21 protein-coding genes are annotated in these 24,888 nt (G+C 52.6%); 13 read left to right on the top strand and 8 right to left on the bottom strand.

Annotated elements, in window-relative coordinates; all coding sequences use genetic code 11:
• Positions 1-66: 66 nt before the first annotated feature.
• Positions 67-675, bottom strand: coding sequence for a glutathione S-transferase (locus tag HU143_RS00800; protein ID WP_000766681.1), 609 nt, complete (start codon positions 673-675; stop codon positions 67-69).
• Positions 676-1,150: 475 nt separating this feature from the next.
• Here HU143_RS00800 and mtlA point away from each other — a divergent pair, with 475 nt between their 5' ends.
• From mtlA to mtlR, 3 genes are all read left to right on the top strand, one after another.
• Positions 1,151-3,064: a PTS mannitol transporter subunit IICBA gene (gene mtlA / locus HU143_RS00795; RefSeq protein WP_023227140.1), complete on the top strand. Its 1,914-nt coding sequence runs from the start codon at positions 1,151-1,153 to the stop codon at positions 3,062-3,064.
• A 128-nt stretch (positions 3,065-3,192) separates the two neighbouring features.
• Complete coding sequence (gene mtlD / locus HU143_RS00790) at positions 3,193-4,341, top strand: mannitol-1-phosphate 5-dehydrogenase (RefSeq protein ID WP_023227141.1); 1,149 nt, start codon at positions 3,193-3,195, stop codon at positions 4,339-4,341.
• Complete coding sequence (gene mtlR, locus HU143_RS00785) at positions 4,338-4,928, top strand: mannitol operon repressor MtlR (RefSeq protein ID WP_000193201.1); 591 nt, start codon at positions 4,338-4,340, stop codon at positions 4,926-4,928. The genes mtlD and mtlR overlap by 4 nt, the downstream gene beginning before the upstream one ends.
• Positions 4,929-4,937: 9 nt before the next feature.
• Here mtlR and HU143_RS00780 read toward each other — a convergent pair whose 3' ends face one another.
• Entirely contained in the window at positions 4,938-5,147 is a 210-nt protein-coding gene (locus tag HU143_RS00780; RefSeq protein ID WP_001062558.1) for a hypothetical protein, read from the bottom strand.
• 290 nt (positions 5,148-5,437) lie between these two features.
• On the opposite strand from HU143_RS00780, the gene HU143_RS00775 reads away from it, so the two are divergent.
• The 7 genes from HU143_RS00775 to trmL all read left to right on the top strand — a co-directional run bounded on the left by HU143_RS00775 (position 5,438) and on the right by trmL (position 15,842).
• A complete protein-coding gene (locus HU143_RS00775) occupies positions 5,438-5,800 on the top strand; it encodes a YibL family ribosome-associated protein (protein WP_000665687.1) in 363 nt (120 codons plus the stop codon).
• Positions 5,801-6,287: 487 nt separating this feature from the next.
• Positions 6,288-6,971 carry a DUF3251 domain-containing protein gene (locus HU143_RS00770; RefSeq protein WP_023234006.1) on the top strand — a complete coding sequence of 228 codons (684 nt, stop codon included), beginning with the start codon at positions 6,288-6,290 and terminating at the stop codon, positions 6,969-6,971.
• Positions 6,972-7,014: 43 nt separating this feature from the next.
• On the top strand, positions 7,015-11,394 hold the full coding sequence (gene sadA, locus HU143_RS00765; protein ID WP_051129323.1) for a trimeric autotransporter adhesin SadA: 4,380 nt from the start codon (positions 7,015-7,017) through the stop codon (positions 11,392-11,394).
• 295 nt (positions 11,395-11,689) lie between these two features.
• Complete coding sequence (lldP, locus tag HU143_RS00760) at positions 11,690-13,345, top strand: L-lactate permease (protein WP_001055309.1); 1,656 nt, start codon at positions 11,690-11,692, stop codon at positions 13,343-13,345.
• A complete protein-coding gene (gene lldR / locus HU143_RS00755; RefSeq protein WP_000636696.1) occupies positions 13,342-14,118 on the top strand; it encodes a transcriptional regulator LldR in 777 nt (258 codons plus the stop codon). Before lldP ends, lldR begins: the two co-directional genes overlap by 4 nt.
• Positions 14,115-15,305 carry an FMN-dependent L-lactate dehydrogenase LldD gene (gene lldD / locus HU143_RS00750; protein ID WP_001635973.1) on the top strand — a complete coding sequence of 397 codons (1,191 nt, stop codon included), beginning with the start codon at positions 14,115-14,117 and terminating at the stop codon, positions 15,303-15,305. Before lldR ends, lldD begins: the two co-directional genes overlap by 4 nt.
• 63 nt (positions 15,306-15,368) lie before the next feature.
• A complete protein-coding gene (gene trmL, locus HU143_RS00745) occupies positions 15,369-15,842 on the top strand; it encodes a tRNA (uridine(34)/cytosine(34)/5-carboxymethylaminomethyluridine(34)-2'-O)-methyltransferase TrmL (protein ID WP_000932335.1) in 474 nt (157 codons plus the stop codon).
• Between the two features lie 67 nt (positions 15,843-15,909).
• Here trmL and HU143_RS00740 read toward each other — a convergent pair whose 3' ends face one another.
• Entirely contained in the window at positions 15,910-16,914 is a 1,005-nt protein-coding gene (locus HU143_RS00740; RefSeq protein ID WP_001537635.1) for a LacI family DNA-binding transcriptional regulator, read from the bottom strand.
• A gap of 318 nt (positions 16,915-17,232) precedes the next feature.
• On the opposite strand from HU143_RS00740, the gene HU143_RS00735 reads away from it, so the two are divergent.
• Positions 17,233-18,429 (top strand): L-talarate/galactarate dehydratase, encoded by a 1,197-nt coding sequence (locus HU143_RS00735; RefSeq protein WP_023226526.1) that lies wholly within the window; start codon positions 17,233-17,235, stop codon positions 18,427-18,429.
• Positions 18,430-18,502: 73 nt separating this feature from the next.
• Complete coding sequence (locus tag HU143_RS00730; RefSeq protein ID WP_051129324.1) at positions 18,503-19,813, top strand: MFS transporter; 1,311 nt, start codon at positions 18,503-18,505, stop codon at positions 19,811-19,813.
• An 82-nt stretch (positions 19,814-19,895) separates the two neighbouring features.
• On the opposite strand, the gene cysE is transcribed toward HU143_RS00730, so the two are convergent.
• From cysE to HU143_RS00705, 5 genes are all read right to left on the bottom strand, one after another.
• Positions 19,896-20,717, bottom strand: coding sequence for a serine O-acetyltransferase (cysE, locus tag HU143_RS00725; RefSeq protein WP_001112113.1), 822 nt, complete (start codon positions 20,715-20,717; stop codon positions 19,896-19,898).
• A gap of 77 nt (positions 20,718-20,794) precedes the next feature.
• Positions 20,795-21,814: an NAD(P)H-dependent glycerol-3-phosphate dehydrogenase gene (gene gpsA / locus HU143_RS00720; protein WP_001076594.1), complete on the bottom strand. Its 1,020-nt coding sequence runs from the start codon at positions 21,812-21,814 to the stop codon at positions 20,795-20,797.
• A complete protein-coding gene (gene secB, locus HU143_RS00715; protein WP_000003370.1) occupies positions 21,814-22,281 on the bottom strand; it encodes a protein-export chaperone SecB in 468 nt (155 codons plus the stop codon). Before secB ends, gpsA begins: the two co-directional genes overlap by 1 nt.
• Before the next feature lie 43 nt (positions 22,282-22,324).
• Positions 22,325-22,576 (bottom strand): glutaredoxin 3, encoded by a 252-nt coding sequence (gene grxC / locus HU143_RS00710; RefSeq protein WP_001273795.1) that lies wholly within the window; start codon positions 22,574-22,576, stop codon positions 22,325-22,327.
• A gap of 86 nt (positions 22,577-22,662) precedes the next feature.
• Positions 22,663-23,094 carry a rhodanese-like domain-containing protein gene (locus tag HU143_RS00705; protein ID WP_001156179.1) on the bottom strand — a complete coding sequence of 144 codons (432 nt, stop codon included), beginning with the start codon at positions 23,092-23,094 and terminating at the stop codon, positions 22,663-22,665.
• Between the two features lie 247 nt (positions 23,095-23,341).
• Between HU143_RS00705 and gpmM the strand changes: the two genes are divergently transcribed.
• Complete coding sequence (gpmM, locus tag HU143_RS00700) at positions 23,342-24,886, top strand: 2,3-bisphosphoglycerate-independent phosphoglycerate mutase (protein WP_023227670.1); 1,545 nt, start codon at positions 23,342-23,344, stop codon at positions 24,884-24,886.
• Positions 24,887-24,888: the final 2 nt, after the last annotated feature.

Genomic DNA, 24,888 nt, shown 5'->3' with positions numbered 1-24,888 from the left:
GCGGGAGAGGGATATCGACATAAGGGGGATTGTAACGTGAGTTTGCTCAGGCGGACATAATGCGCGTCAAGCCTTTGGCGCTTCGGTGCGGGCAAAGCTTTCGCGCTGAAAAAGCGTTTCGACCAGTTTGACCAGGTGGGGGCGGCTAACGCACCAGCCAGGCGCGACCCGGCGGAAGTTGAGATAGCCTACCGCACAGGCAATCGCGATAGTCGCCAGATTGACCGTATCCGTTTTTAGTGTCCCGTCGCTCAGATAACTTTCGAGCATATCCAGGCTGCGGTTGATTTTTTCCCGCTGGCGCAACAGTTCCGTTTCCGATTGTTGCGCCGCCGGGCGCGCCTGTTCGCGTACAGAAACCAACGCTGCATCCATAATGCCGTCAGCCAACGCTTCAAGCTGGCGAACTTTAAGCGCTGCCATCGGGTCACGCGGGAGCATCGCTGGCGCGATATCCAGCAGCTCAATATATTCCGCGATGATCGGCGAATCGAACCAATACTCCCCTTTCTCCGTCACCAGCGCTGGCACCTTACCCAGAGGGTTGTATTGCGCCACGCCGTTATCCGCCTCGTAAGGTAGTTCATTAATAAATTCGAAGGTAATACCCTTTTCGAGCAGCAGAACAGAGATTTTGCGCACAAAAGGGCTGGTGTAGCTACCGATGAGTTTCATGCCGTGTCCTTTTTGCCAACCAGTAAAAATCATAGTATGGCTCAAATAAGACGAAAAGAGACACAAAAGGAAGTTGCTGAATGACATAACGTGAGAGGGCTCGCGACAAAATGTTTGTCGGATCGTATTGACGTTACCCGGGCTTAAAATTTCTTGTGAAGAGGATCACAAAAATTCAACAAAGCACCAAAATAAAAGTGTGAAATATCTCACATAAAATAGCCTTTTAAGGGCTAAAAATGAGATTCGTTGTTTTTTTACACAGTAACTTTGTGATCAATATCACATCAATTACCTCTCTACCCCCTATATTTATGTGACACAAATCACATAAATTGTCCCTGTCTGGACAGTTGAACGATTCAGTGCCAGATTGCGCAGTATCTACACTACAGGGTCCGGCTACCTCTGCCGCTACATTAACAAACCTCGGGCTTTCAGCCTGCGCGACAGCAACATAAGAAGGGGTGTTTTTATGTCATCCGATATTAAGATCAAAGTGCAAAGCTTTGGTCGATTCCTCAGCAATATGGTGATGCCTAATATCGGCGCGTTTATCGCGTGGGGTATTATCACCGCATTATTTATTCCAACAGGGTGGTTGCCTAACGAAACGCTGGCGAAACTGGTTGGTCCGATGATCACCTACCTGCTGCCGCTGCTCATCGGTTATACCGGCGGTCGTCTGGTTGGCGGCGAACGCGGCGGCGTAGTGGGCGCTATCACTACCATGGGCGTTATTGTCGGCGCGGATATGCCGATGTTCCTCGGCTCGATGATCGCCGGTCCATTAGGCGGCTACTGCATTAAGAAATTCGACAGTTGGGTAGACGGTAAGATCAAATCCGGTTTTGAGATGCTGGTGAACAACTTCTCCGCTGGCATCATCGGTATGATCCTCGCCATGCTGGCGTTCCTCGGTATTGGTCCGGCGGTTGAAGTCCTGTCCAAAATTCTGGCGGCGGGCGTTAACTTCATGGTGGCGCACGATATGCTGCCGCTGGCGTCCATTTTTGTTGAACCGGCGAAAATCCTGTTCCTCAATAACGCGATTAACCACGGCATCTTCTCACCGCTGGGTATCCAGCAGTCCCATGAGATGGGTAAATCCATCTTCTTCCTGATTGAAGCTAACCCGGGTCCGGGGATGGGCGTCCTGCTGGCGTACATGTTCTTCGGTCGCGGCAGCGCTAAACAGTCTGCGGGCGGCGCGGCAATTATCCACTTCCTGGGCGGTATCCACGAAATTTACTTCCCGTACGTGCTGATGAACCCACGCCTGATTCTGGCGGTGATTCTCGGCGGTATGACCGGCGTATTCACCCTGACCATCCTGAACGGCGGTCTGGTCTCTCCGGCATCTCCGGGTTCCATTCTGGCGGTACTGGCGATGACGCCAAAAGGCGCTTACTTCGCTAACATCGCGGCCATCGTGGCGGCAATGGCGGTCTCCTTCGTGGTGTCTGCAATTCTGCTGAAAACCAGCAAAGTGAAAGAAGAAGATGACATTGAAGCGGCCACCCGTCGTATGCATGACATGAAAGCGGAATCTAAAGGCGCCTCTCCGCTGGCGGCTGGCGACGTCACCAATGACCTCAGCCATGTGCGTAAAATCATCGTGGCTTGCGATGCCGGTATGGGTTCCAGCGCCATGGGCGCAGGGGTACTGCGTAAGAAAGTGCAGGATGCGGGTCTGTCTCAGATTTCCGTCACCAACAGCGCCATTAATAATCTGCCGCCGGATGTGGATCTGGTCATTACTCACCGTGACCTGACCGAGCGCGCGATGCGTCAGGTACCGCAGGCACAGCATATTTCGCTGACCAACTTCCTGGATAGCGGCCTGTACACCAGCCTGACCGAACGTCTGGTTGCCGCACAGCGCCACAATACTAATGAAGAGAAAGTCCGCGACCATCTGAAAGACAGCTTTGAGGAGGGTGATAACAACCTGTTCAAGCTGGGCGCGGAGAATATCTTCCTGGGCCGTAAAGCCGCTAACAAAGAAGAGGCGATTCGCTTTGCCGGTGAACAACTGGTGAAAGGCGGCTATGTTGAGCCGGAATACGTCGAGGCGATGCTGGACCGCGAAAAGCTGACGCCGACTTACCTCGGTGAATCCATCGCAGTACCGCACGGTACAGTAGAAGCTAAAGACCGCGTGCTGAAAACCGGCGTGGTGTTCTGCCAGTATCCGGAAGGCGTACGCTTCGGTGAAGAAGAAGACGATATTGCCCGTCTGGTCATTGGTATCGCCGCACGTAACAATGAGCACATTCAAGTGATTACCAGCCTGACCAACGCGCTGGATGATGAATCCGTGATCGAACGTCTGGCGCACACCACCAGCGTGGATGAAGTGCTGGAACTGCTGGCAGGTCGTAAGTAAGCGTTATTGCCCGGTGGCGCTCACGCTTACCGGGCCTACAAAATCCTCTCCCTTGTGGAGAGGGTTAGGTTGAGGGAAAAGCCTCACCCCAGCCCTCTCGGGTAAAAACATTAATGAAGGTTAATACTATGAAAGCATTACATTTTGGCGCAGGTAATATCGGTCGTGGCTTTATCGGCAAACTGCTGGCTGACGCGGGGATACAACTGACGTTTGCGGATGTAAATCAGGTCGTACTCGATGCCCTGAATGCCCGTCATAGCTATCAGGTTCATGTTGTGGGTGAAAATGAGCAGGTGGATACCGTTTCCGGCGTCAACGCTGTCAGCAGCATCGGCGATGATGTTGTCGACCTGATTGCCCACGTTGATTTAATCACTACTGCCGTGGGTCCGGTTGTGCTTGAGCGTATCGCTCCGGCCATCGCTAAAGGGCTGGCAAAACGTAAGGCGCAGGGAGTGGATGCCCCACTGAATATCATCGCCTGCGAAAATATGGTGCGCGGCACCACGCAGCTGAAAGGCCACGTAATGAACGCGCTGGCGGATGGCGATAAAGCCTGGGTTGAACAGCACGTCGGTTTTGTCGATTCCGCCGTTGACCGTATTGTGCCGCCATCTGCTTCTGCGACCAACGATCCGCTGGAAGTGACGGTAGAAACCTTCAGCGAGTGGATCGTCGATAAAACCCAGTTTAAAGGCGCGTTGCCAAACATTCCGGGGATGGAGTTAACGGATAACCTGATGGCATTTGTCGAACGTAAACTCTTCACGCTGAACACAGGTCATGCTATAACCGCGTACCTCGGCAAATTAGCCGGTCATCAAACCATTCGCGACGCCATTCTCGATGAGGGTATTCGCGCGGTGGTGAAAGGCGCGATGGAAGAAAGCGGCGCGGTGCTGATCAAACGCTACGGTTTTGATGCCGACAAACATGCGGCATACATTCAGAAAATCCTCGGTCGTTTTGAAAACCCGTATCTGAAAGATGATGTCGAACGCGTAGGCCGTCAGCCGTTACGCAAACTCAGCGCGGGCGACCGTCTGATCAAACCGCTGCTTGGCACCCTGGAATATGGTCTGCCGCATGTGAATCTGGTCAAAGGGATCGCGGCGGCGATGCATTTCCGTAGCGATGAAGATCCGCAGGCGCAAGAGTTGGCGGCGCTGATTACCGAAAAAGGCCCGCAGGCCGCGCTGGCGCAAATTTCCGGGCTGGATGCCAATAGCGATGTGGTGGCGGAGGCGGTTAACGCATATAACGCGACCAAATGACGCAGAACCCGGCGCAGGTTAGCCTGCGCCCAAATAACAGATTGTCAGATATGCAGGCAATAATGGAACAAACCCAGGCCTTTGAAAATCGTGTGCTTGAGCGTCTGAATGCTGGCAAAACCGTACGGAGCTTCCTGATTACCGCCGTCGAGTTACTGACCGAGGCGGTGAATATTCTGGTGCTCCAGGTGTTTCGCAAAGACGACTATGCCGTGAAATACGCTGTGGAACCGTTGCTGGACGGCGACGGGCCGCTGGGCGATCTTTCGGTACGTCTGAAACTTATCTATGGCCTGGGCGTACTCAGCCGCACCGAATATGAAGATGCGGAGCTGTTAATGGCGCTGCGCGAAGAGCTGAATCACGACGGCAATGAGTACGCCTTTACCGACGATGAAATCCTCGGGCCGTTTGGCGAACTGCACTGCGTCATGGCGCTGCCGCCGCCGCCGCATTTTGATACGTCCGACGCGGCGCTATACGCCATGCAAATTCAGCGCTACCAACAGGCGGTGCGTTCGACGATGGTCCTCTCTCTGACCGAGCTGATTTCTAAAATCAGCTTAAAAAAGGCCTTTCAAAAGTAAATCCCGCCGTTAACCTCTTTCTTCTTCTTTTGGTCGGTACAGCCGCCGGTAATATTCCAGACGCTGCAAATAAATGGGCGCGCTCTCCGACGGCACTTCGGAAGGAACATAATCACGCGGCGGCGTTTTATTCAAGTATTCACGGAACGCCTGGCTGGACGCCATAAAATCGACGGCTTTATCAATAAGAAGTGGTACGTTCTCACCTATTTTTGCCATGATAGATCCTCCATGTGTGACCCGCGTCTGACTCCCGCGGTCGCTTATTTGAGTTTAGGATCAATTTAGCGTTGTCATTGAGGAAAATGTGCTTAATCGCTTTTCTTGCCGACAAAAGGGCGCTTCATCTTTTCTTTCGTCAAAAAGGATTTTATTCTCAACGAGATAATTAAATAATGAGCAGTGTAATACTTGCCATAATTGATTATCTTTACGTCATGAGTTGTGAAGAATCACTCACTGCGCGCATACTATAGGGTATCTATCCCATTTCTATCAGAAGCTATCCCATGAAAGAAGTCGAAAAAAACGAAATTAAACGCCTGAGCGATCGTCTTGACGCTATTCGCCACCAGCAGGCAGGTCTCTCTCTGGTTGAATCCGCCGATAAATACGCGGAGCTGGAAAAAGAAAAAGAGACGCTGGAAGCAGAAATTATCCGTCTGCGCGAAGTACACAGCCAGAAACTGAGTAAAGAAGCGCAGAAGCTGATGAACCTGCCGTTTCGCCGCGCGATCACTAAAAAAGAGCAGGCCGACATGGGCAAGTTGAAGAAAAGCGTGCGTGGCCTGATTGTTGTCCACCCGATGACGGCGCTGGGCCGGGAAATGGGGCTCAAAGAGATGACAGGTTTCGCGAAGAGCGAGTTCTAAACCTTCCGCATCCCAGGCTCTCAAGACACCCGTTGTACGGAGGGTGTCTTGAATGCATCGGGCTATATTCCGAATTTTTCATAGAAGTATTTACATAGTTTATATACAGGTTCATTTTTAACGGCAATCCCTGCTTTTTCAGGATAAAAAATTCCACTATCGTGCCTGTTTGTATTTATACAATGAATTTTTTCATCCTCTTTTCTCATAACCCGCAGAATATAATTGACCCGCGAAATTAAATAACATTATCATCCATGAAAAAAAATGCTCATACATAAATATTATAATTATATTTTTATAAAGCATTGTTATGAGTAATTGATAAACAACGTCGGGTATTTGCACACTCCTATAGAAGCAATGAATGTTTTCATTATAACCATACGTTAATGGCTATTGGCAATGCTCGCAAAATGATGAGTTGGCTGTATAAATAATAGGTTAACTATTTATATTATATAAATTATTAACAAGGATATTTTATATGTACAAAAATGGAAAATTTATCCCCCTGCTTGCTTTGGGATTCACATTTTTTTTGTCTGGTTGTGATTACTTCGCAGATAAGCACCTTGTTGAAGAACTGAAAAAACAAAAAAAAGAACAAGAAGCAAAGATAAACCTGTTAGAAAAACAACAAAAAGAACAAGAAGTAAAGATAAATTTGCTAGAAAAACAACAAACTACGGTTATCAGCACGACTCAAAAGATTGCCGAAGTCGTTGGCCGCGTTGAACGCAAACAACGGCTATTCGACTATACAGAACTGGACCCATCACAAACGCACTATTTTATTATTAACAACGGCAATATCGGATTAGCCGGGCGTATTCTATCTATTGAGCCAATAGATAATGGAAGTGTTATTCATCTTGATTTAGTTAACTTACTCAGCATTCCCGTATCAAACCTTGCGTTTAATATGACATGGGGTACGAAAAAACCCTCCGAGGCAAAAGATCTGCCTCGCTGGCGACAACTCCTGCTCAACACGAAAATGGACTCGACAATCGAACTCTTACCGGGAGCATGGACAAACGTCACGCTAACATTAAAAGGCGTAGCGCCCAATAATCTTAAGTATCTAAAAATAGGTATTGACATGGAGAATGTCATATTCGACAGCATACAACCTATTAATGATACGAAAAAGAAGCCAAAAAAATAATAGCCATTGATACAACTATTTTAGAAAAGGAAAGCACTTATTCATGAACAGAATATTTAAAGTCCTCTGGAATGCCGCTACGGGAACATTTATTGTCACCAGCGAGACGGCAAAAAGCCGCGGAAAAAAAAGCGGCCGCAGAAAGCTGGCGGTTTCCGCACTCGTCGGTCTTAGCAGTATTATGGTCTCTGCAGATGCGCTGGCCAATGCAGGGAACGATACCGGCAGCGGTGTTACGGTATCAGGCACAACGGGAAGCGGGTGGATTGCAATTGGTACTGATGCCACAGCCAATACTTACACCAACGTTGATGGCGCAAGCGCCGCAATGGGTTATCATGCCTCCGCAATGGGGAAATGGAGTACCGCCATTGGTTCATACAGCCAGTCCACCGGCGACTCTTCGCTAGCGCTTGGCGTAAAATCGACTTCAGCCGGTGACCGGGCCATTGCGATGGGGGCCTCATCCTCAGCCAGTGGAAGTTATTCAATGGCAATGGGCGTGTATGCCAATTCGAGCGGCGCAAAATCGGTTGCATTAGGTTATAAATCTGTCGCAAGCGGAGCAACTTCTGCTGCATTAGGTTATCAAGCCACTGCGAGCGGCGACGACAGCGCTGCTTTTGGTAATGGCGCAAAAGCGGTAGGCACCAACTCAGTTGCCCTTGGCTCGGGCTCTATCGCCCAGGAAGACAATTCCGTCGCCGTGGGTAACAGCACCACTCAGCGGCAGATCACCTACGTTGCTAAAGGCGACATCAATTCCACCAGTACCGATGCCGTTACAGGTGCGCAAATTTATTCTTTAAGTCAATCCGTCGCCGATCGACTCGGCGGAGGGGCTTCCGTTAATTCTGATGGTACAGTGAATGCGCCCCTCTACGAGGTAGGCACAGGCATCTACAATAACGTAGGCAGTGCATTAAGCGCACTTAACACTTCTATCACTAATACAGAGGCCTCTGTCGCAGGATTAGCCGAAGACGCGCTGTTGTGGGATGACAGCACCAGCGCCTTTAGCGCTAGCCACACGGGAAACGTCAGCAAAATCACCAATCTGGCGGCAGGCGCCCTGGCTGCGGACAGCACCGACGCCGTTAACGGCTCTCAGTTGTTTGATACGAACGAGAAAGTGGATCAGAACACTGCTGATATCGCCACCAATACCGGCAGCATTAACCAGAACACCGCTGAAATTACCGCTAATACCGACAGCATTAACCAGAACACAACCGATATCGCCGCCAATACGACCAGCATCAATCAGAACACCACTGATATCGCCGCCAACACCACCAATATCAACAGCCTGAGCGACTCCGTCACCACGCTCACCGACGATGCCCTGCTTTGGGATGCAGCCTCTGGCGCATTCAGCGCTAAGCACAACGGAAGCGACAGTAAAATCACCAATCTGGCGGCGGGTACCCTGGCTGCGGACAGCACCGACGCCGTTAACGGCTCTCAGTTGTTTGCCACCAACGAAAATGTGTCGCAGAACACCACTGACATCGCTGCCAACACCACCAGCATCAATCAGAACACCACTGATATCGCCACCAACACCACCAATATCAACAGTCTGAGCGACTCCGTCACCACGCTCACCGATGATGCCCTGCTTTGGGATGCAGCCTCTGGCGCATTCAGCGCTAAGCACAACGGAAGCGACAGTAAAATCACCAATCTGGCGGCGGGTACCCTGGCTGCGGACAGCACCGATGCCGTTAACGGCTCCCAGCTGTTTGCCACCAACGAAAATGTGTCTCAGAACGCCACTGATATCGCTGCCAATACAACCAGCATTAATCAGAACACCACTGATATTGCCACCAACACCACCAGCATCAACAACCTGAGCAATTCCGTCACCACGCTCACTGACGATGCCCTGTTGTGGGATGTTGACACTAGCGCATTCAACGCTAACCGCAACGGAAGCGCCAGTAAAATCATCAATGTCGCCGCCGGGGACCTTTCTGAAGACAGTACAGACGCGGTGAACGGCTCTCAGTTGTATGAAACCAACCAGAAGGTGGATCAAAACACCTCTGCTATCGCAGATATTAATACGTCCATCACCAATCTTAGCTCTGACAACCTGAGCTGGAATGAAACAACGGGTTCGTTCTCTGCCAGCCACGGAAGTAGTACGACAAACAAAATCACCAACGTTGCTGCCGGAGAGCTGTCTGAAGAAAGTACCGACGCGGTTAACGGATCGCAGTTGTTCGAAACCAATGAAAAAGTGGATCAGAACACGACCGATATCGCCGCCAATACCACCAACATCACTCAGAACAGCACCGCGATTGAGAACCTGAATACTTCTGTCTCCGACATTAATACGTCCATTACCGGCCTCACTGATAACGCTCTGTTATGGGACGAAGACACCCGCGCTTTCAGCGCAAACCACGGTGGAAGCACCAGTAAAATAACCAATGTCGCCGCCGGGGCGCTTTCTGAGGACAGTACAGACGCGGTAAACGGATCACAGTTGTATGAAACCAACCAGAAGGTGGATCAAAACACCTCTGCTATCGCGGATATCAATACGTCCATCACCAACCTTGGTACCGATGCACTGAGCTGGGATGACGAAGAGGGTGCGTTCAGCGCCAGCCACGGTACCAGCGGTACCAATAAGATAACCAATGTGGCAGCAGGTGAAATCGCCAGTGACAGTACTGACGCCGTTAATGGCTCTCAGCTCTATGAAACTAACATGATGATTTCTCAGTATAATGAATCTATTAGCCAACTAGCCGGCGATACCAGCGAAACCTATATCACGGAAAATGGTACCGGCGTGAAATACATCCGTACGAATGATAACGGGCTTGAAGGCCAGGATGCATACGCAACGGGTAACGGCGCAACGGCAGTAGGTTACGACGCCGTCGCCTCTGGCGCTGGCAGTCTGGCTCTTGGCCAAAACAGCAGCAGCAGCATTGAGGGCAGTATCGCTTTGGGCAGTGGCTCCACCTCTAACCGCGCTATTACAACCGGTATACGAGAAACGAGCGCAACAAGCGATGGCGTGGTGATTGGCTACAATACAACAGACAGAGAGTTGCTGGGCGCGTTGTCATTGGGGACGGATGGAGAAAGCTATCGTCAAATTACCAACGTTGCTGACGGCTCTGAAGCGCAAGATGCGGTAACAGTTCGTCAGTTACAAAATGCCATTGGTGCGGTCACTACTACACCGACCAAGTACTACCACGCAAACTCAACGGAAGAAGATTCACTGGCTGTCGGAACTGACTCACTGGCAATGGGTGCGAAGACTATCGTCAATGCTGATGCAGGTATTGGTATTGGTCTGAATACACTGGTGATGGCTGATGCCATCAACGGGATTGCTATCGGTTCTAACGCACGCGCCAACCATGCAAACAGTATTGCAATGGGTAATGGTTCTCAGACCACTCGCGGCGCACAGACTGACTACACCGCCTACAACATGGACACACCGCAGAACTCTGTCGGTGAGTTCTCTGTCGGCAGTGAAGACGGTCAACGTCAGATCACTAACGTCGCGGCGGGTTCGGCAGATACCGATGCCGTTAACGTGAGTCAATTGAAAGTAACGGACGCGCAGGTTTCCAGGAATACCCAGAGCATTACTAACCTGAATACTCAGGTATCGAATCTGGATACCCGCGTCACCAATATCGAAAACGGCATTGGCGATATCGTCACTACCGGTAGCACCAAGTACTTCAAGACCAACACCGATGGCGCAGATGCAAATGCCCAGGGTGCGGACAGCGTCGCGATTGGCTCTGGCTCTATTGCTGCCGCTGAAAACAGCGTGGCGTTAGGCACAAATTCCGTCGCAGATGAAGCTAATACTGTGTCTGTCGGCTCTTCTACTCAACAACGCCGTATTACCAACGTTGCCGCAGGGGTGAACAACACTGACGCGGTTAATGTGGCGCAACTGAAAGCCTCAGAAGCAGGCTCCGTGCGTTATGAAACCAATGCAGATGGCTCGGTTAACTATAGCGTGCTCAACCTGGGAGACGGGAGTGGCGGTACCACTCGGATCGGCAATGTTTCAGCGGCGGTGAATGATACGGATGCGGTTAACTATGCGCAATTGAAACGCAGCGTCGAAGAAGCAAACACCTATACCGACCAGAAAATGGGTGAAATGAACAGCAAAATCAAAGGTGTAGAAAACAAGATGAGCGGCGGTATCGCTTCAGCGATGGCGATGGCCGGTCTGCCACAAGCCTACGCCCCGGGCGCCAACATGACCTCGATTGCTGGCGGTACGTTTAATGGTGAAAGTGCCGTCGCCATTGGTGTCTCCATGGTAAGTGAAAGCGGGGGCTGGGTGTATAAATTGCAAGGAACCAGCAACAGCCAGGGCGATTACTCTGCGGCCATTGGCGCGGGCTTCCAGTGGTAATGAAGTAACAACACTCCCGACATCAAAGGCAATGGCATAATGCCATTGCCTTTTCACTTCCCTTTGCTGTCCTCTCCCCTCAATTGGCCCTACCAATTTTAGCCCGTTACCACAGCCTACTCACATTTCACTAAATTAACTCTACAATACCGTTGCCAATAAATAACATCTGGTTAACTATTTGTTGTCATTATCCATACACAACAATATTGGCAGGACCACTTTTACACATAATGTGACGAAGAGATGAGCAAAGATTCATCCCATTATGCGTGTGGTTCTCAGGAGACCTGCAATGAACCTCTGGCAACAAAACTATGACCCGGCGGGTAATATCTGGCTTTCCAGCCTGATCGCATCGCTCCCAATCCTGTTCTTCTTTTTCGCCCTGATTAAACTCAAGCTGAAAGGCTACGTTGCCGCTTCGTGGACGGTGGTTATCGCGCTCGCCGTCGCGCTGCTGTTCTATAAAATGCCGGTCGATCACGCGCTGGCATCGGTCGTGTATGGCTTCTTCTACGGGCTATGGCCGATTGCCTGGATAATCATCGCCGCGGTCTTCGTCTATAAAATTTCGGTAAAGACCGGGCAATTCGACATTATTCGCTCGTCAATTCTGTCGATTACCCCCGATCAACGTCTGCAAATGCTGATTGTCGGCTTCTGCTTCGGCGCGTTCCTTGAAGGCGCGGCGGGTTTCGGCGCGCCGGTGGCGATAACCGCCGCGCTGCTGGTGGGTCTGGGCTTTAATCCGCTGTATGCGGCAGGGCTGTGCCTGATTGTAAACACCGCGCCTGTCGCCTTTGGCGCGATGGGGATCCCGATTCTGGTTGCCGGACAGGTCACGGGCCTGGACAGCTTTGAAATCGGTCAGATGGTCGGTCGTCAGCTACCGTTCCTGACCATTATCGTGCTGTTCTGGATTATGGCGATTATGGACGGCTGGCGCGGCGTGAAAGAAACCTGGCCTGCGGTGATGGTCTCTGGCGGCTCATTTGCTATCGCCCAGTATCTCAGCTCCAACTTTATCGGGCCGGAACTGCCGGACATCATCTCTTCACTGGTGTCTCTGGTGTGTCTGACGCTGTTCCTCAAACGCTGGCAGCCGGTACGCATCTTCCGCTTCGGCGATATGGGCGCGTCGCAGGTCGATCAGACGCTGGCCCGCACCCGCTATACGACAGGGCAAATTGTTCGCGCCTGGTCGCCGTTTCTGTTCCTGACCGCCACGGTCACGCTCTGGAGCGTACCGCCGTTTAAAGCGTTGTTTGCCCCCGGCGGCGCGCTGTATGACTGGGTAATTAACGTTCCGGTACCGTATCTCGATAAACTGGTCGCCCGTATGCCGCCGGTTGTACACGAAGCGACCGCTTACGCGGCGGTGTATAAATTTGACTGGTTCTCCGCCACCGGCACGGCGATCCTGTTTGCCGCGCTGTTGTCTATCGTCTGGCTGAAAATGAAACCCTCAGCCGCAATCCAGACCTTTGGCAGCACGCTGAAAGAGCTGGCGTTGCCGATTTACTCCATCGGCATGGTGCTGGCGTTCGCGTTTATCTCGAACTATTCCGGGCTTTCTTCCACGCTGGCGTTAGCGCTGGCGCACACCGGCAGCGCCTTCACGTTCTTCTCGCCGTTCCTCGGCTGGCTGGGTGTCTTCCTGACCGGTTCGGATACCTCATCTAACGCGCTGTTTGCCTCTCTACAGGCTACCGCGGCGCAGCAAATCGGCGTCTCTGATGTACTGATGGTGGCGGCGAACACCACTGGAGGCGTAACCGGGAAGATGATCTCGCCGCAGTCTATCGCCATCGCCTGCGCGGCGGTGGGACTGGTAGGGAAAGAGTCCGATCTGTTCCGTTTTACCGTCAAACACAGCCTGATCTTCACCTGTATGGTGGGCGTGATCACTACGCTTCAGGCCTATGTTTTAACCTGGATGATTCCGTGATTGTGATGCCAAAACGCCTGTCAGACGAGATTGCCTCTCGCGTGCGGGCGCTGATTGAAGAACAAAACCTGGAAGCGGGCATGAAATTGCCCGCCGAGCGCCAGTTGGCTCTACAGCTTGGCGTATCACGCAACTCTTTACGCGAAGCGCTGGCGAAGCTGGTCAGCGAAGGCGTGCTGGTGAGCCGTCGCGGCGGCGGGACATTTGTCCGCTGGCAGCACGAAACCTGGTCTGAACAGAATATCGTGCAACCGCTGAAAATGCTGATGGCGAACGATCCGGACTACAGTTTCGACATTCTGGAGGCCCGCCACGCCATTGAAGCCAGTACGGCCTGGCACGCCGCCATGCGTGCCACCGCTGCCGACAAAGAGAAAATCAGACTCTGCTTTGATGCGACGCTCAGCGAAGACCCGGATCTCGCCTCCCAGGCCGACGTGCGCTTTCATCTGGCGATCGCGGAAGCCTCGCACAATGTGGTGCTGTTGCAAACCATGCGCGGTTTCTTCGACGTCCTGCAATCCTCCGTCAAACAGAGTCGCCAGCGTATGTATCTCGTTCCGCCCGTATTCTCAAAGCTGACGGAACAACACCAGGCGGTGATGGACGCCATTCTGGACGGTAACGCCGAGGGCGCGCGTAAAGCGATGATGGCGCACCTCAGTTTTGTCCACACCACGATTAAACGATTTGATGAAGACCAGGCCCGCCAGGCGCGTATTACTCGCCTGCCCGGCGACCATAATGAGATGACCAGGGAGAATAAATCATGATTATTTCAGCAGCCAGCGATTATCGCGCCGCAGCTCAGCGCACGTTGCCTCCTTTCCTCTTCCACTACATCGACGGCGGCGCGTATGCGGAATATACCCTGCGCCGAAATGTGGAAGACCTGTCGCAAGTCGCTCTGCGCCAGCGCGTGCTGAAAAATATGTCCGATTTAAGCCTGGAAACGACCCTGTTTAACGAAACGTTGTCGATGCCGGTGGCATTAGCGCCGGTAGGCCTGTGCGGCATGTATGCCCGTCGCGGCGAAGTACAGGCCGCCGCCGCCGCAGACGCAAAGGGCATTCCGTTCACCCTTTCCACCGTCTCCGTCTGCCCAATAGAAGAAGTAGCCCCCACGCTTAAACGCCCGATGTGGTTCCAGCTTTATGTACTGCGTGACCGGGGCTTTATGCGTAATGCGCTGGAACGAGCAAAAGCGGCGGGCTGCTCCACGCTGGTCTTTACCGTGGATATGCCGACGCCGGGCGCGCGCTACCGTGACGCCCACTCCGGGATGAGCGGCCCAAACGCGGCTATGCGCCGTTACTGGCAGGCGGTGATGCACCCTAAATGGGCGTGGGATGTCGGCCTGAACGGTCGCCCGCATGATTTAGGCAATATTTCCGCCTATCTGGGTAAACCGACCGGCCTTGAGGACTATATCGGCTGGCTGGCAAATAACTTCGATCCGTCCATCTCCTGGAAAGATCTGGAGTGGATACGCGAATTCTGGGACGGCCCAATGGTGATCAAAGGGATCCTCGATCCAGAAGATGCCCGCGATGCGGTACGTTTCGGCGCTGACGGTATCGTGGTGTCGAATCACGGCGGCCGCCAGCTCGATGGCGTGCTCTCTTCCGCCCGCGCCCTGCCCGCCATTGCCGATGCGGTGAAAGGCGATATCGCCATTCTGGCGGATAGCGGGATTCGTAACGGGCTGGATGTCGTGCGTATGATTGCGTTGGGGGCCGATACCGTACTGCTGGGTCGGGCCTATCTCTACGCGCTGGCGACGGCAGGAAAAGCGGGGGTCGCCAACCTGCTGGACCTGATCGAGAAAGAGATGAAAGTCGCCATGACCCTGACCGGCGCGAAATCCATTAGCGAAATCAGTGGCGATTCACTGGTGCAGGAACTGGGGAAAAGTTTGCCCGCCGCGCTGGCACCAATGAGCAAAGGCGATGCCGCCTGAACGCCTGGCGCGTGAGAGCCCGGTAAATTTCTGCTATTCTGCCCCCGCATTTAAGGGGGCATCATGCTTAACATCGTACTCTTCGAACCAGAAATCCCGCCGAATACCGGCAACATCATTCGTCTTTGCGCCAATACCGGCTTTCGTCTGCACATCATCGAACCGATGGGGTTTACCTGGGATGATAAGCGCTTACGCCGCGCAGGGCTGGACTATCACGAATTCGCCGCGGTTCAGCGCCATCACGATTATGCCGCCTTTGTCGCCGCCGAAAACCCGCAGCGCCTGTTTGCGTTGACGACAAAGGGTACGCCCGCCCATAGCGCCGTAAGCTATCAGGATGGCGATTATTTGATGTTTGGCCCGGAAACGCGCGGCCTGCCCGCCAGCATTCTCGATGCGTTGCCTAAAGAGCAGAAGATTCGCATTCCGATGATGCCGGATAGCCGTAGCATGAACCTGTCGAATGCGGTGTCGGTGGTGGTGTATGAAGCGTGGCGCCAGTTAGGATATCCCGGCGCGGTATTGCGGTCGTAATATATTCAATGCCGGATGGCGGCTAACGCCTGATCCGGCCTGGCTGATCCCGATGGCATGTTCCCGTTTATGCGGACTCTCGCTCAATCAAATGAAAGCCAATATCCACAATAGCTTCTGCGCACGGTTTCTGTTCAATACGATCGGCCAACAGCGTAGCGGCGCGCTGGCCAATGGCGCGTCTGTCAACGCTTACGGTAGTAATTGACGGTCGATTGCTGGCGGCAAAATCAAGGTCGCCAAAACCAATAACCGCTAAATCATGCGGGATGCGCAAACCACGGCTTTCCGCCTCCATCATCGCCCCCTGTGCCAGGGTATCAGAACTGCAAACAATGACATCAAACGTCCCTTCGTCAAAAAGCTGGCTTAAACCGCTGCGCCCCAGCGAAAGCGATGCCGGAAGGGGGACATCTACCTGCGGTACGGCATGAATAGCGTGGCGTTGAAGAACACTACATAACCCCTGCTTACGTTGCGCGGCTCGGCGATCGGCGGTCCACAACAAGCCGGGACGACGATAGCCCTTACTCAGAAGATACTCCCCCGTCGCCTGCCCGACTTTTTCATGGGAAAAACCGACCAGCATATCAAGCGGCGTGGGCGTTAAGTCCCAAATTTCCACCACCGGAATAGCCGCGTTCAGGATGACCTTTTTCAGTTCTATCGTGTGATGGATCCCGGTAAGCACCACGCCATCGGGGCGGCGGGAAAGCAGTGTCGCCACCAATTCCGCTTCCGTTTGTTCGGTATATCCCGCCACGCACAGCAATATGTGATATCCGCGTCGGGCCAGTTCATCGCTCAGCGACTGGATGGTATCGACAAACATGTTGTTGTTAATTTGCGGCACGACGACAGCGATTAATTTACTCCGTCGCGACGCCAGACCACCGGCTAACGCGTTGGGTATGTAGCCTGTGACGCGAACCGCCTGCATGACTTTCTCAACCGTTTTGGGGCGAACCAGTTGTGGCGAATTCAATGCCCGGCTGACTGTCATCGGAGACAGCCCGGCGCTACGTGCTACATCTTCCAGCGTCGGCGCACGAGGTGATTTGGTTCTCTTCACGTCTGATGCCCCTGCAAAGATTGGCTGATTTATCCGCGCATTATTCATCATGCCTGCGGCTATTGCCAGCTTCGCATCAGGAAAGGCCGTAAATACAGTAGCTTATCAAGCTCAGTCATTACAAAATGATAGCGCCATCATTTTGTATTATGCATTCCCCCAGATATTTTTGGATCGTGATCCATTTTGCAATAAATCCTGCTTTTTATACGACATATGTGATCAAATATTCAAATCAACATCAACTTTCTGGATCCTGCGCTCGCTTAATAATAAAAATGTTAGCGCAATCATTTTGTGATTATCAGGAGAAAAAAAATGGCTTTAAGCGCGAATTCCGACGCCGTAACGTATGCAAAAGCGGCGAATACCAGAACCGCGGCAGAAACCGGCGATCGTATCGAATGGGTGAAGCTATCACTGGCTTTTCTACCGCTGGCGACGCCAGTGAGTGACGCGAAGGTACTGACCGGTCGCCAGAAACCTTTGACCGAAGTGGCAATCATCATTGCCGAAATCCGCAGTCGCGACGGCTTTGAAGGCGTTGGTTTTAGCTACTCCAAACGTGCTGGCGGCCAGGGTATTTATGCTCACGCCAAAGAGATAGCCGATAATCTACTGGGCGAAGATCCCAATGATATCGACAAAATATACACCAAGCTGCTGTGGGCCGGAGCCTCGGTGGGGCGTAGCGGGATGGCGGTACAGGCTATCTCCCCTATCGATATCGCCTTATGGGATATGAAGGCTAAACGTGCCGGTCTGCCACTGGCAAAACTGTTGGGCTCGCACCGCGACTCCGTTCAGTGTTACAACACCTCAGGGGGGTTCTTGCATACACCGCTCGATCAAGTGCTGAAAAATGTGGTGATTTCCCGCGAAAATGGCATTGGCGGTATTAAGTTGAAAGTCGGACAACCCAACTGCGCTGAGGATATTCGCCGCTTAACCGCAGTACGTGAAGCGCTTGGGGATGAGTTCCCGTTAATGGTTGACGCTAACCAGCAGTGGGATCGCGAAACGGCTATCCGCATGGGGCGTAAAATGGAACAGTTCAACCTTATCTGGATTGAAGAACCATTAGATGCTTACGACATCGAAGGCCATGCCCAGCTTGCTGCCGCGCTGGATACGCCTATCGCCACCGGGGAAATGCTGACCAGTTTCCGGGAACACGAGCAGTTGATTCTGGGCAATGCCAGCGATTTCGTTCAGCCAGATGCGCCGCGTGTCGGCGGTATCTCTCCGTTCCTGAAGATTATGGATCTGGCGGCGAAACACGGGCGTAAGCTGGCGCCGCACTTTGCGATGGAAGTACACCTGCACCTTTCCGCAGCGTATCCCCTGGAGCCGTGGCTGGAACATTTCGAGTGGCTGAACCCATTATTCAACGAGCAACTTGAGCTGCGCGATGGCCGCATGTGGATTTCCGATCGTCATGGTCTGGGTTTCACGCTCAGTGAACAAGCGCGCCGCTGGACACAATTAACCTGTGAATTTGGCAAACGCCCTTAACCCGACTGGCGGGAATCCGTCCCGCCTCTCTTACCTTACAGGATGCATTCTGCCCTTATCTGAGGAGTAGATAATGAACATAATAATAAAGCGCACAAAAGTGCGTCATACCATTCTTATATTTTTATTTCTTGCTACCGTATTTAATTATGCGGATCGCGCAACTCTATCCGTAGTTGCCCCAATAATGAGTAAAGAATTAGGTTTTGATCCGGAAGCGATGGGCCTGGCCTTCTCCTCATTTGGTATCGCCTATGTCATTATGCAACTACCCGGTGGTTGGCTATTAGACCGCTACGGTTCACGACTGGTTTACGGTTGCGCATTGATTGGCTGGTCGTTAGTAACCATGTTTCAGGGAACGATCTATCTGTATGGCAGCCCATTAATTGTACTGGTTATTCTACGTCTGCTGATGGGCGCGATTGAAGCGCCTGCCTTTCCGGCGAACAGTCGTTTAAGCGTACAATGGTTTCCCAATAATGAACGAGGTTTCGTTACTTCAGTTTATCAGGCTGCGCAATATATCTCGCTGGGCATTATCACCCCGCTAATGACGATCATTCTGCATAATTTAAGCTGGCATTTTGTCTTCTATTATATTGGCGCTATTGGCGTGATGCTCGGTATATTCTGGTTAATGAAAGTCAAAGATCCGATGCACCATCCAAAAGTTAATCAAGCGGAAATTGACTATATTCGTAGCGGTGGTGGCGAGCCCTCTCTGGGCTGTAAAAAGGAGCCGCAGAAAATAACGTTCGCGCAGATTAAAACCGTCTGTGTTAACCGGATGATGATCGGTGTTTACATCGGGCAATTCTGCGTCACCTCTATCACCTGGTTCTTCCTGACCTGGTTCCCGACCTACCTGTACCAGGCGAAAGGCATGTCGATTCTGAAAGTCGGTTTTGTGGCCAGTATTCCAGCCATTGCCGGTTTTATTGGCGGCCTGCTCGGCGGCGTGTTCTCCGACTGGCTACTCAAACGCGGCTATAGCCTTACCGTCGCGCGGAAACTGCCTGTTATCTGCGGTATGTTGCTCTCTTGCGTAATTGTGATCGCCAACTACACCTCTTCAGAATTTGTGGTCATTGCGGCGATGAGTCTGGCCTTTTTTGCCAAAGGGTTTGGTAACCTGGGCTGGTGCGTACTCAGCGACACCTCGCCGAAGGAAGTTCTGGGTATTGCCGGCGGCGTATTTAACATGTGCGGCAATATGGCAAGCATCGTTACGCCGCTGGTCATCGGCGTGATTCTTGCCAATACTCAGTCGTTCGACTTTGCCATTTTATACGTTGGCTCGATGGGACTTATTGGTCTCATTTCATATCTGTTTATCGTCGGCCCGCTGGATCGCATCACGCTGACATCATCCGCAGCCTGATTGTCCACATTGCGAATTCTTCGCTCCGCTGTTCCGGGATTGCACTCCATCGGAACAGCGTTTTTTAGTTGTACCGCGCAATTCAGATGCCGTCGCCATACTCAAACGTATGGTGTATCCCGTTAAAATGCTGGTCCATATCCATCGACGGCTTATCGCTGCCCGGCTTGCCGACAATACGCGCCGGAACGCCTGCGGCGGTAGTGTGCGGCGGGACAGGCTGTAAAACGACGGAACCTGCGCCAATTTTCGCGCCGCGCCCCACCTCGATATTGCCGAGAATTTTCGCGCCCGCGCCAATCATCACGCCTTCGCGGATTTTAGGATGACGATCGCCGCTCGTTTTCCCGGTACCGCCCAGGGTGACGGATTGCAGGATCGACACATCATCCTCAATAACCGCCGTCTCCCCCACCACAATACCGGTGGCATGGTCGAGCATAATCCCGCGGCCAATTTTCGCTGCCGGGTGAATATCCACCTGAAACGAGACCGAAACCTGATTTTGCAGGAAGATAGCCAGCGCGCGGCGACCTTTATTCCACAACCAGTGACCAATGCGGTAGGCCTGTAGCGCATGAAAGCCTTTCAGATATAACAGCGGCGTGGAGTATTTATCCACCGCCGGATCGCGAGTGCGCACGGCCTGAATATCGCAGGCTGCCGACGCGATCATTTCCGGGTCGGCGGCATAGGCTTCTTCAACTACTTCACGGATAGCGATAGCGGGCATGATGGGCGAAGCCAGTTTATTTGCCAGCATATAGCTCAGCGCACTGCCCAGATTTTCATGCTTGAGTAGCGTGGCGTGATAAAAACTGGCCAACATAGGCTCACAGTCAGCTAAAGCGCGGGCTTCAGCTTTAATATTCTTCCAGACGATTTCCAGTTCTTCACACGGCATGGCTTACTCCAGACGGGCAGAAAACGACCAACCCGTTCTGTGCGGGTTGGGTCGTTTATGCAAACAGTTCCTTACGGCTAGTGGCGACTCAGCTCTTCCTTGCGGGCGCGACCCAATAACGTTAATGCTGCCTCGCGCGCGTTTTTTCCGCAATACAATACTTGATAAATTTCCTCGGTTATTGGCATTTCAACACCAAAACGGTGCGCCAATTCACGAACTTCTTTCGTATTGCGATAGCCTTCGACCACCTGGCCAATCTTATCCTGCGCGCCTTTAACGTCCATGCCCTGGCCAAGCATCATGCCAAAACGACGGTTGCGCGACTGGTTGTCGGTACAGGTCAGCACCAGATCGCCTAAACCCGCCATCCCCATAAAGGTGGCGGGATCGGCGCCAAGCGCTGCGCCAAGCCGCGACATTTCGGTCAGTCCACGCGTGATTAGCGCCGTGCGGGCGTTCGCGCCGAAGCCGATGCCGTCAGACATCCCCGCGCCAATCGCAATCACGTTTTTCACCGCGCCGCCAAGCTGCACGCCGATAAAATCCGCATTGATATAGACGCGAAAACTTTTTCCGCAGTGCAACAGTTGCTGGAGATCGTCGGCAAAGGTCTCATCGGTTGAGGCCAGAGAGATTGCCGTCGGCAAACCCGCCGCCAATTCTTTAGCGAACGTCGGGCCAGAAATCACCGCCAGCGGGATTTGATCGCCTAACGCCTCGCGAGCGACATCCTGCAACAGGCGCCCCGTTTCCGCTTCCAGGCCTTTGGTCGCCCATACCAGACGCGCATCCGGACGCATCAGCGGTTTAATCTGCCGCAGCACGTCGCTGAAAACATGGCTTGGCACCACCACCAGAATGTTACGACTGGCCGCCAGCGCGATTGCTAAGTCGCTTTCCAGGTGTAACGTATCGGGAAAAGGCACATCGGGAAGGAACGCGACGTTGCAGCGATCGTGCTCCAGGGTCGCGATATGTTTTGGGTCGTGGCCCCACAGGACAACCTGGTGGCCGTTTCTCGCCAGAGTGATGGCGAGAGCGGTGCCGTACGAGCCGGCACCGATGACTGTCATTGACGCATTACTTTGGTTCATCAGGCATCCTGATGTTCTTCAGTACCTTCGCCAGCCTGCTGCTGCAAATAGTTCATGAACAGCGCATCAAAGTTGACCGGCGCAAGGTTCAGTTGCGGGAACGTACCGCGTGAAACCAGGCTGGTGATGCACTCGCGAGCATACGGGAACAGAATGTTCGGGCAGTATGCACCCAGGCAATGCGCCATCTGAGTGCCTTCAATACCGCTGATGGAGAAAATACCGGCCTGCTGAACTTCGCACAGGAACGCGGTTTCTTCCCCCAGGGAAGCCGTTACGGTAACACGCAGCACAACTTCATAAACGTCATCCGCCAGTTGGGAAGATGCCGTATCAAGATCCAGTTTAACCTCTGGCTGCCAATCTTTCTGGAAAACATGCGGTGCGTTTGGCGCTTCGAAAGAAACATCCTTGGTATAGATACGTTGGATCTGGAAAGCCATTTCAGTGTTATTTTGTTCTGACATGTGTAAAACCCTTTAGTGTTGTCCTTAAATACTTGAGTACGCCTTAACGCAACAGCGGATCCAGTCCACCACGCGCATCCAGCGCATACAAGTCGTCACAACCGCCAATGTGCTGTGCATCAATAAAAATTTGCGGAACCGTCGTTCGGCCACTACGTTTGATCATCTCTTCACGCTTCACGGCGTCGCCGTCAATCGCAATTTCCTGGAAACTCACGCCCTTGCTGTTTAACAGCGCCTTTGCACGATGGCAAAACGGACAGGTTGCTTTGGTGTAGATTTCAATATTGGCCATGACTTCGCTCCTGTTTTTTTACCCGATGGATTTCATGTCGACGCAAGGGCAAGTCATTCCCCTTGCGTCATGAAAACGACGGGTAATCACTTACCGCGCACCAGAGGCAGATTCTCGCCGCTCCAGCCTGCTACGCCTTCTTTCAACACAAAGACCTTTTCAAAGCCGGCTTTTGTCAGCGCGTTAGCGGATTCCTGGCACTGCATACCAGAACCATCGACCACGATAATCGGCTTGTCTTTGTGCTTTTCCAGTTCGCCAACATTGTTGGCTTTGATTTCGCTCGGCAGCAAATTGGTCGCGCCAGCGATATGGCCTTTACGGAAATCGTCACGTTGACGTAAATCCACAACAACGGCGTCCTCTTTGTTGATAAGGCGCGTGGCTTCGCCGCGTGTAATCACCTTAACTTTTGAAGTCAGACCTTTGAACGTGGTAAATAAAACCGCCACCAGTAACGCAATCCAGGCGATACTCAGTATGGGATGACGGCCAACAAATTGCATAATTTCTTGCATGGGGGGTAACAACTCCCGACGTAGTGATTAAAAAACCAGGAAAGGAGTATACCTGTGCAGTGGCGCAAATACAGCCAGAGCGTGCACTGGAATGCATTTTTGCGGGGCGCTACGAAAAAAAATCACGCTATTACTTGCCTTCTCACGCCAGCGCGATCCCTTTCTTTGATCTTCTGAGGCTATTTTATCGATTCAGCTGTAGTAAAATTACGCAATTATTTTGTCTATTGAGTATGAGGTTGTCGCAATGTCGGTTTCTAAAAAACCTATGGTACTGGTGATTCTGGATGGCTACGGCTACCGTGAAGAACAGCAGGATAACGCTATCTTAAACGCCAAAACCCCGGTGATGGATGCTCTGTGGGCAAAACGTCCGCATACCCTGATCGACGCATCCGGTCTGGAAGTGGGTCTGCCTGACCGCCAGATGGGCAACTCCGAAGTGGGCCACGTGAACCTGGGCGCAGGCCGCATCGTTTATCAGGACCTGACGCGTCTGGACGTTGAAATTAAAGAACGTACTTTCTTTGCTAACTCAGTCCTGACCAATGCGGTAGACCAGGCGAAAAACGCCGGTAAAGCGGTTCATATTATGGGTCTGCTGTCCGCGGGCGGCGTCCACAGCCACGAAGATCACATTATGGCGATGGTGGAACTGGCCGCAGAGCGCGGCGCAGAAAAAATCTATCTGCACGCCTTCCTCGACGGTCGCGACACGCCGCCGCGCAGCGCTGAAGCCTCGCTGAAAAAATTCGAAGACAAATTCGCCGCGCTGGGCAAAGGCCGCGTGGCGTCTATCGTCGGTCGTTACTACGCTATGGACCGCGACAACCGTTGGGATCGCGTGGAAAAAGCGTATGATCTGATGACCCTGGCCCAGGGCGAATTCCAGGCGGATACCGCTGTGGCTGGCCTGCAGGCCGCTTACGCTCGTGATGAAAACGATGAGTTTGTCAAAGCGACCGTTATCCGCGCCGAGGGCCAGGCTGATGCGACGATGGAAGACGGCGACACGCTGATTTTCATGAACTTCCGCGCTGACCGCGCGCGCGAAATTACCCGCGCTTTCGTTAATGCTGATTTCGACGGCTTTGCGCGTAAGAAAGTGGTTAATCTGAACTTCGTGATGCTGACCGAATACGCCGCCGACATCAAAACTGCCGTTGCCTACCCACCAGCGTCGCTGGCGAATACCTTTGGCGAATGGATGGCGAAAAACGACAAAACTCAGCTGCGTATTTCCGAAACGGAAAAATATGCGCACGTAACCTTTTTCTTTAACGGCGGCGTAGAAGAACCGTTTGCTGGCGAAGAGCGCATTCTGATCAACTCCCCGAAAGTGGCCACTTATGACCTGCAACCGGAAATGAGCTCTGCAGAATTGACTGAAAAATTGGTCGCGGCGATCGAAAGCGGTAAGTACGACACCATCATTTGTAACTATCCAAACGGCGATATGGTCGGTCATACCGGCGTGATGGAAGCCGCCATCAAAGCGGTGGAAGCGTTGGATAACTGCATTGAACAGGTAACAAAAGCGGTTGAGTCCGTTGGTGGACAACTGTTGATTACCGCGGACCACGGCAACGCGGAGCAGATGCGCGATCCGGCGACCGGTCAGGCGCATACCGCCCACACCAACCTGCCGGTGCCGCTGATTTATGTCGGCGAGAAAAACGTGAAGGCGGTCGAAGGCGGCAAACTTTCAGACATTGCGCCTACCATGCTGTCGCTGATGGGGATGGAAATCCCGCAAGAGATGACTGGTAAGCCGCTGTTCATCGTGGAATAATC

It is taken from the genome of Salmonella sp. SJTUF14076, from assembly GCF_015534835.1.
GTDB lineage: Bacteria > Pseudomonadota > Gammaproteobacteria > Enterobacterales > Enterobacteriaceae > Salmonella > Salmonella enterica.
Note: the sequence above shows the minus strand (reverse complement) of the source record. Positions and strands in the feature narration are given on the sequence as shown.

Coding starts and splice junctions, on each gene's coding strand:
- HU143_RS00770 (WP_023234006.1), top strand. CDS start 6,288: ATGTACAAAAATGGAAAATTTATCCCCCTGCTTGCTTTGGGATTCACA.
- gpsA (WP_001076594.1), bottom strand. CDS start 21,814: ATGAACCAAAGTAATGCGTCAATGACAGTCATCGGTGCCGGCTCGTAC.
- grxC (WP_001273795.1), bottom strand. CDS start 22,576: ATGGCCAATATTGAAATCTACACCAAAGCAACCTGTCCGTTTTGCCAT.
- HU143_RS00735 (WP_023226526.1), top strand. CDS start 17,233: ATGGCTTTAAGCGCGAATTCCGACGCCGTAACGTATGCAAAAGCGGCG.
- HU143_RS00730 (WP_051129324.1), top strand. CDS start 18,503: ATGAACATAATAATAAAGCGCACAAAAGTGCGTCATACCATTCTTATA.
- HU143_RS00775 (WP_000665687.1), top strand. CDS start 5,438: ATGAAAGAAGTCGAAAAAAACGAAATTAAACGCCTGAGCGATCGTCTT.
- trmL (WP_000932335.1), top strand. CDS start 15,369: ATGCTTAACATCGTACTCTTCGAACCAGAAATCCCGCCGAATACCGGC.
- gpmM (WP_023227670.1), top strand. CDS start 23,342: ATGTCGGTTTCTAAAAAACCTATGGTACTGGTGATTCTGGATGGCTAC.
- lldD (WP_001635973.1), top strand. CDS start 14,115: ATGATTATTTCAGCAGCCAGCGATTATCGCGCCGCAGCTCAGCGCACG.
- mtlD (WP_023227141.1), top strand. CDS start 3,193: ATGAAAGCATTACATTTTGGCGCAGGTAATATCGGTCGTGGCTTTATC.
- lldP (WP_001055309.1), top strand. CDS start 11,690: ATGAACCTCTGGCAACAAAACTATGACCCGGCGGGTAATATCTGGCTT.
- HU143_RS00780 (WP_001062558.1), bottom strand. CDS start 5,147: ATGGCAAAAATAGGTGAGAACGTACCACTTCTTATTGATAAAGCCGTC.
- cysE (WP_001112113.1), bottom strand. CDS start 20,717: ATGCCGTGTGAAGAACTGGAAATCGTCTGGAAGAATATTAAAGCTGAA.
- sadA (WP_051129323.1), top strand. CDS start 7,015: ATGAACAGAATATTTAAAGTCCTCTGGAATGCCGCTACGGGAACATTT.
- mtlR (WP_000193201.1), top strand. CDS start 4,338: ATGACGCAGAACCCGGCGCAGGTTAGCCTGCGCCCAAATAACAGATTG.
- HU143_RS00800 (WP_000766681.1), bottom strand. CDS start 675: ATGAAACTCATCGGTAGCTACACCAGCCCTTTTGTGCGCAAAATCTCT.
- secB (WP_000003370.1), bottom strand. CDS start 22,281: ATGTCAGAACAAAATAACACTGAAATGGCTTTCCAGATCCAACGTATC.
- HU143_RS00705 (WP_001156179.1), bottom strand. CDS start 23,094: ATGCAAGAAATTATGCAATTTGTTGGCCGTCATCCCATACTGAGTATC.
- mtlA (WP_023227140.1), top strand. CDS start 1,151: ATGTCATCCGATATTAAGATCAAAGTGCAAAGCTTTGGTCGATTCCTC.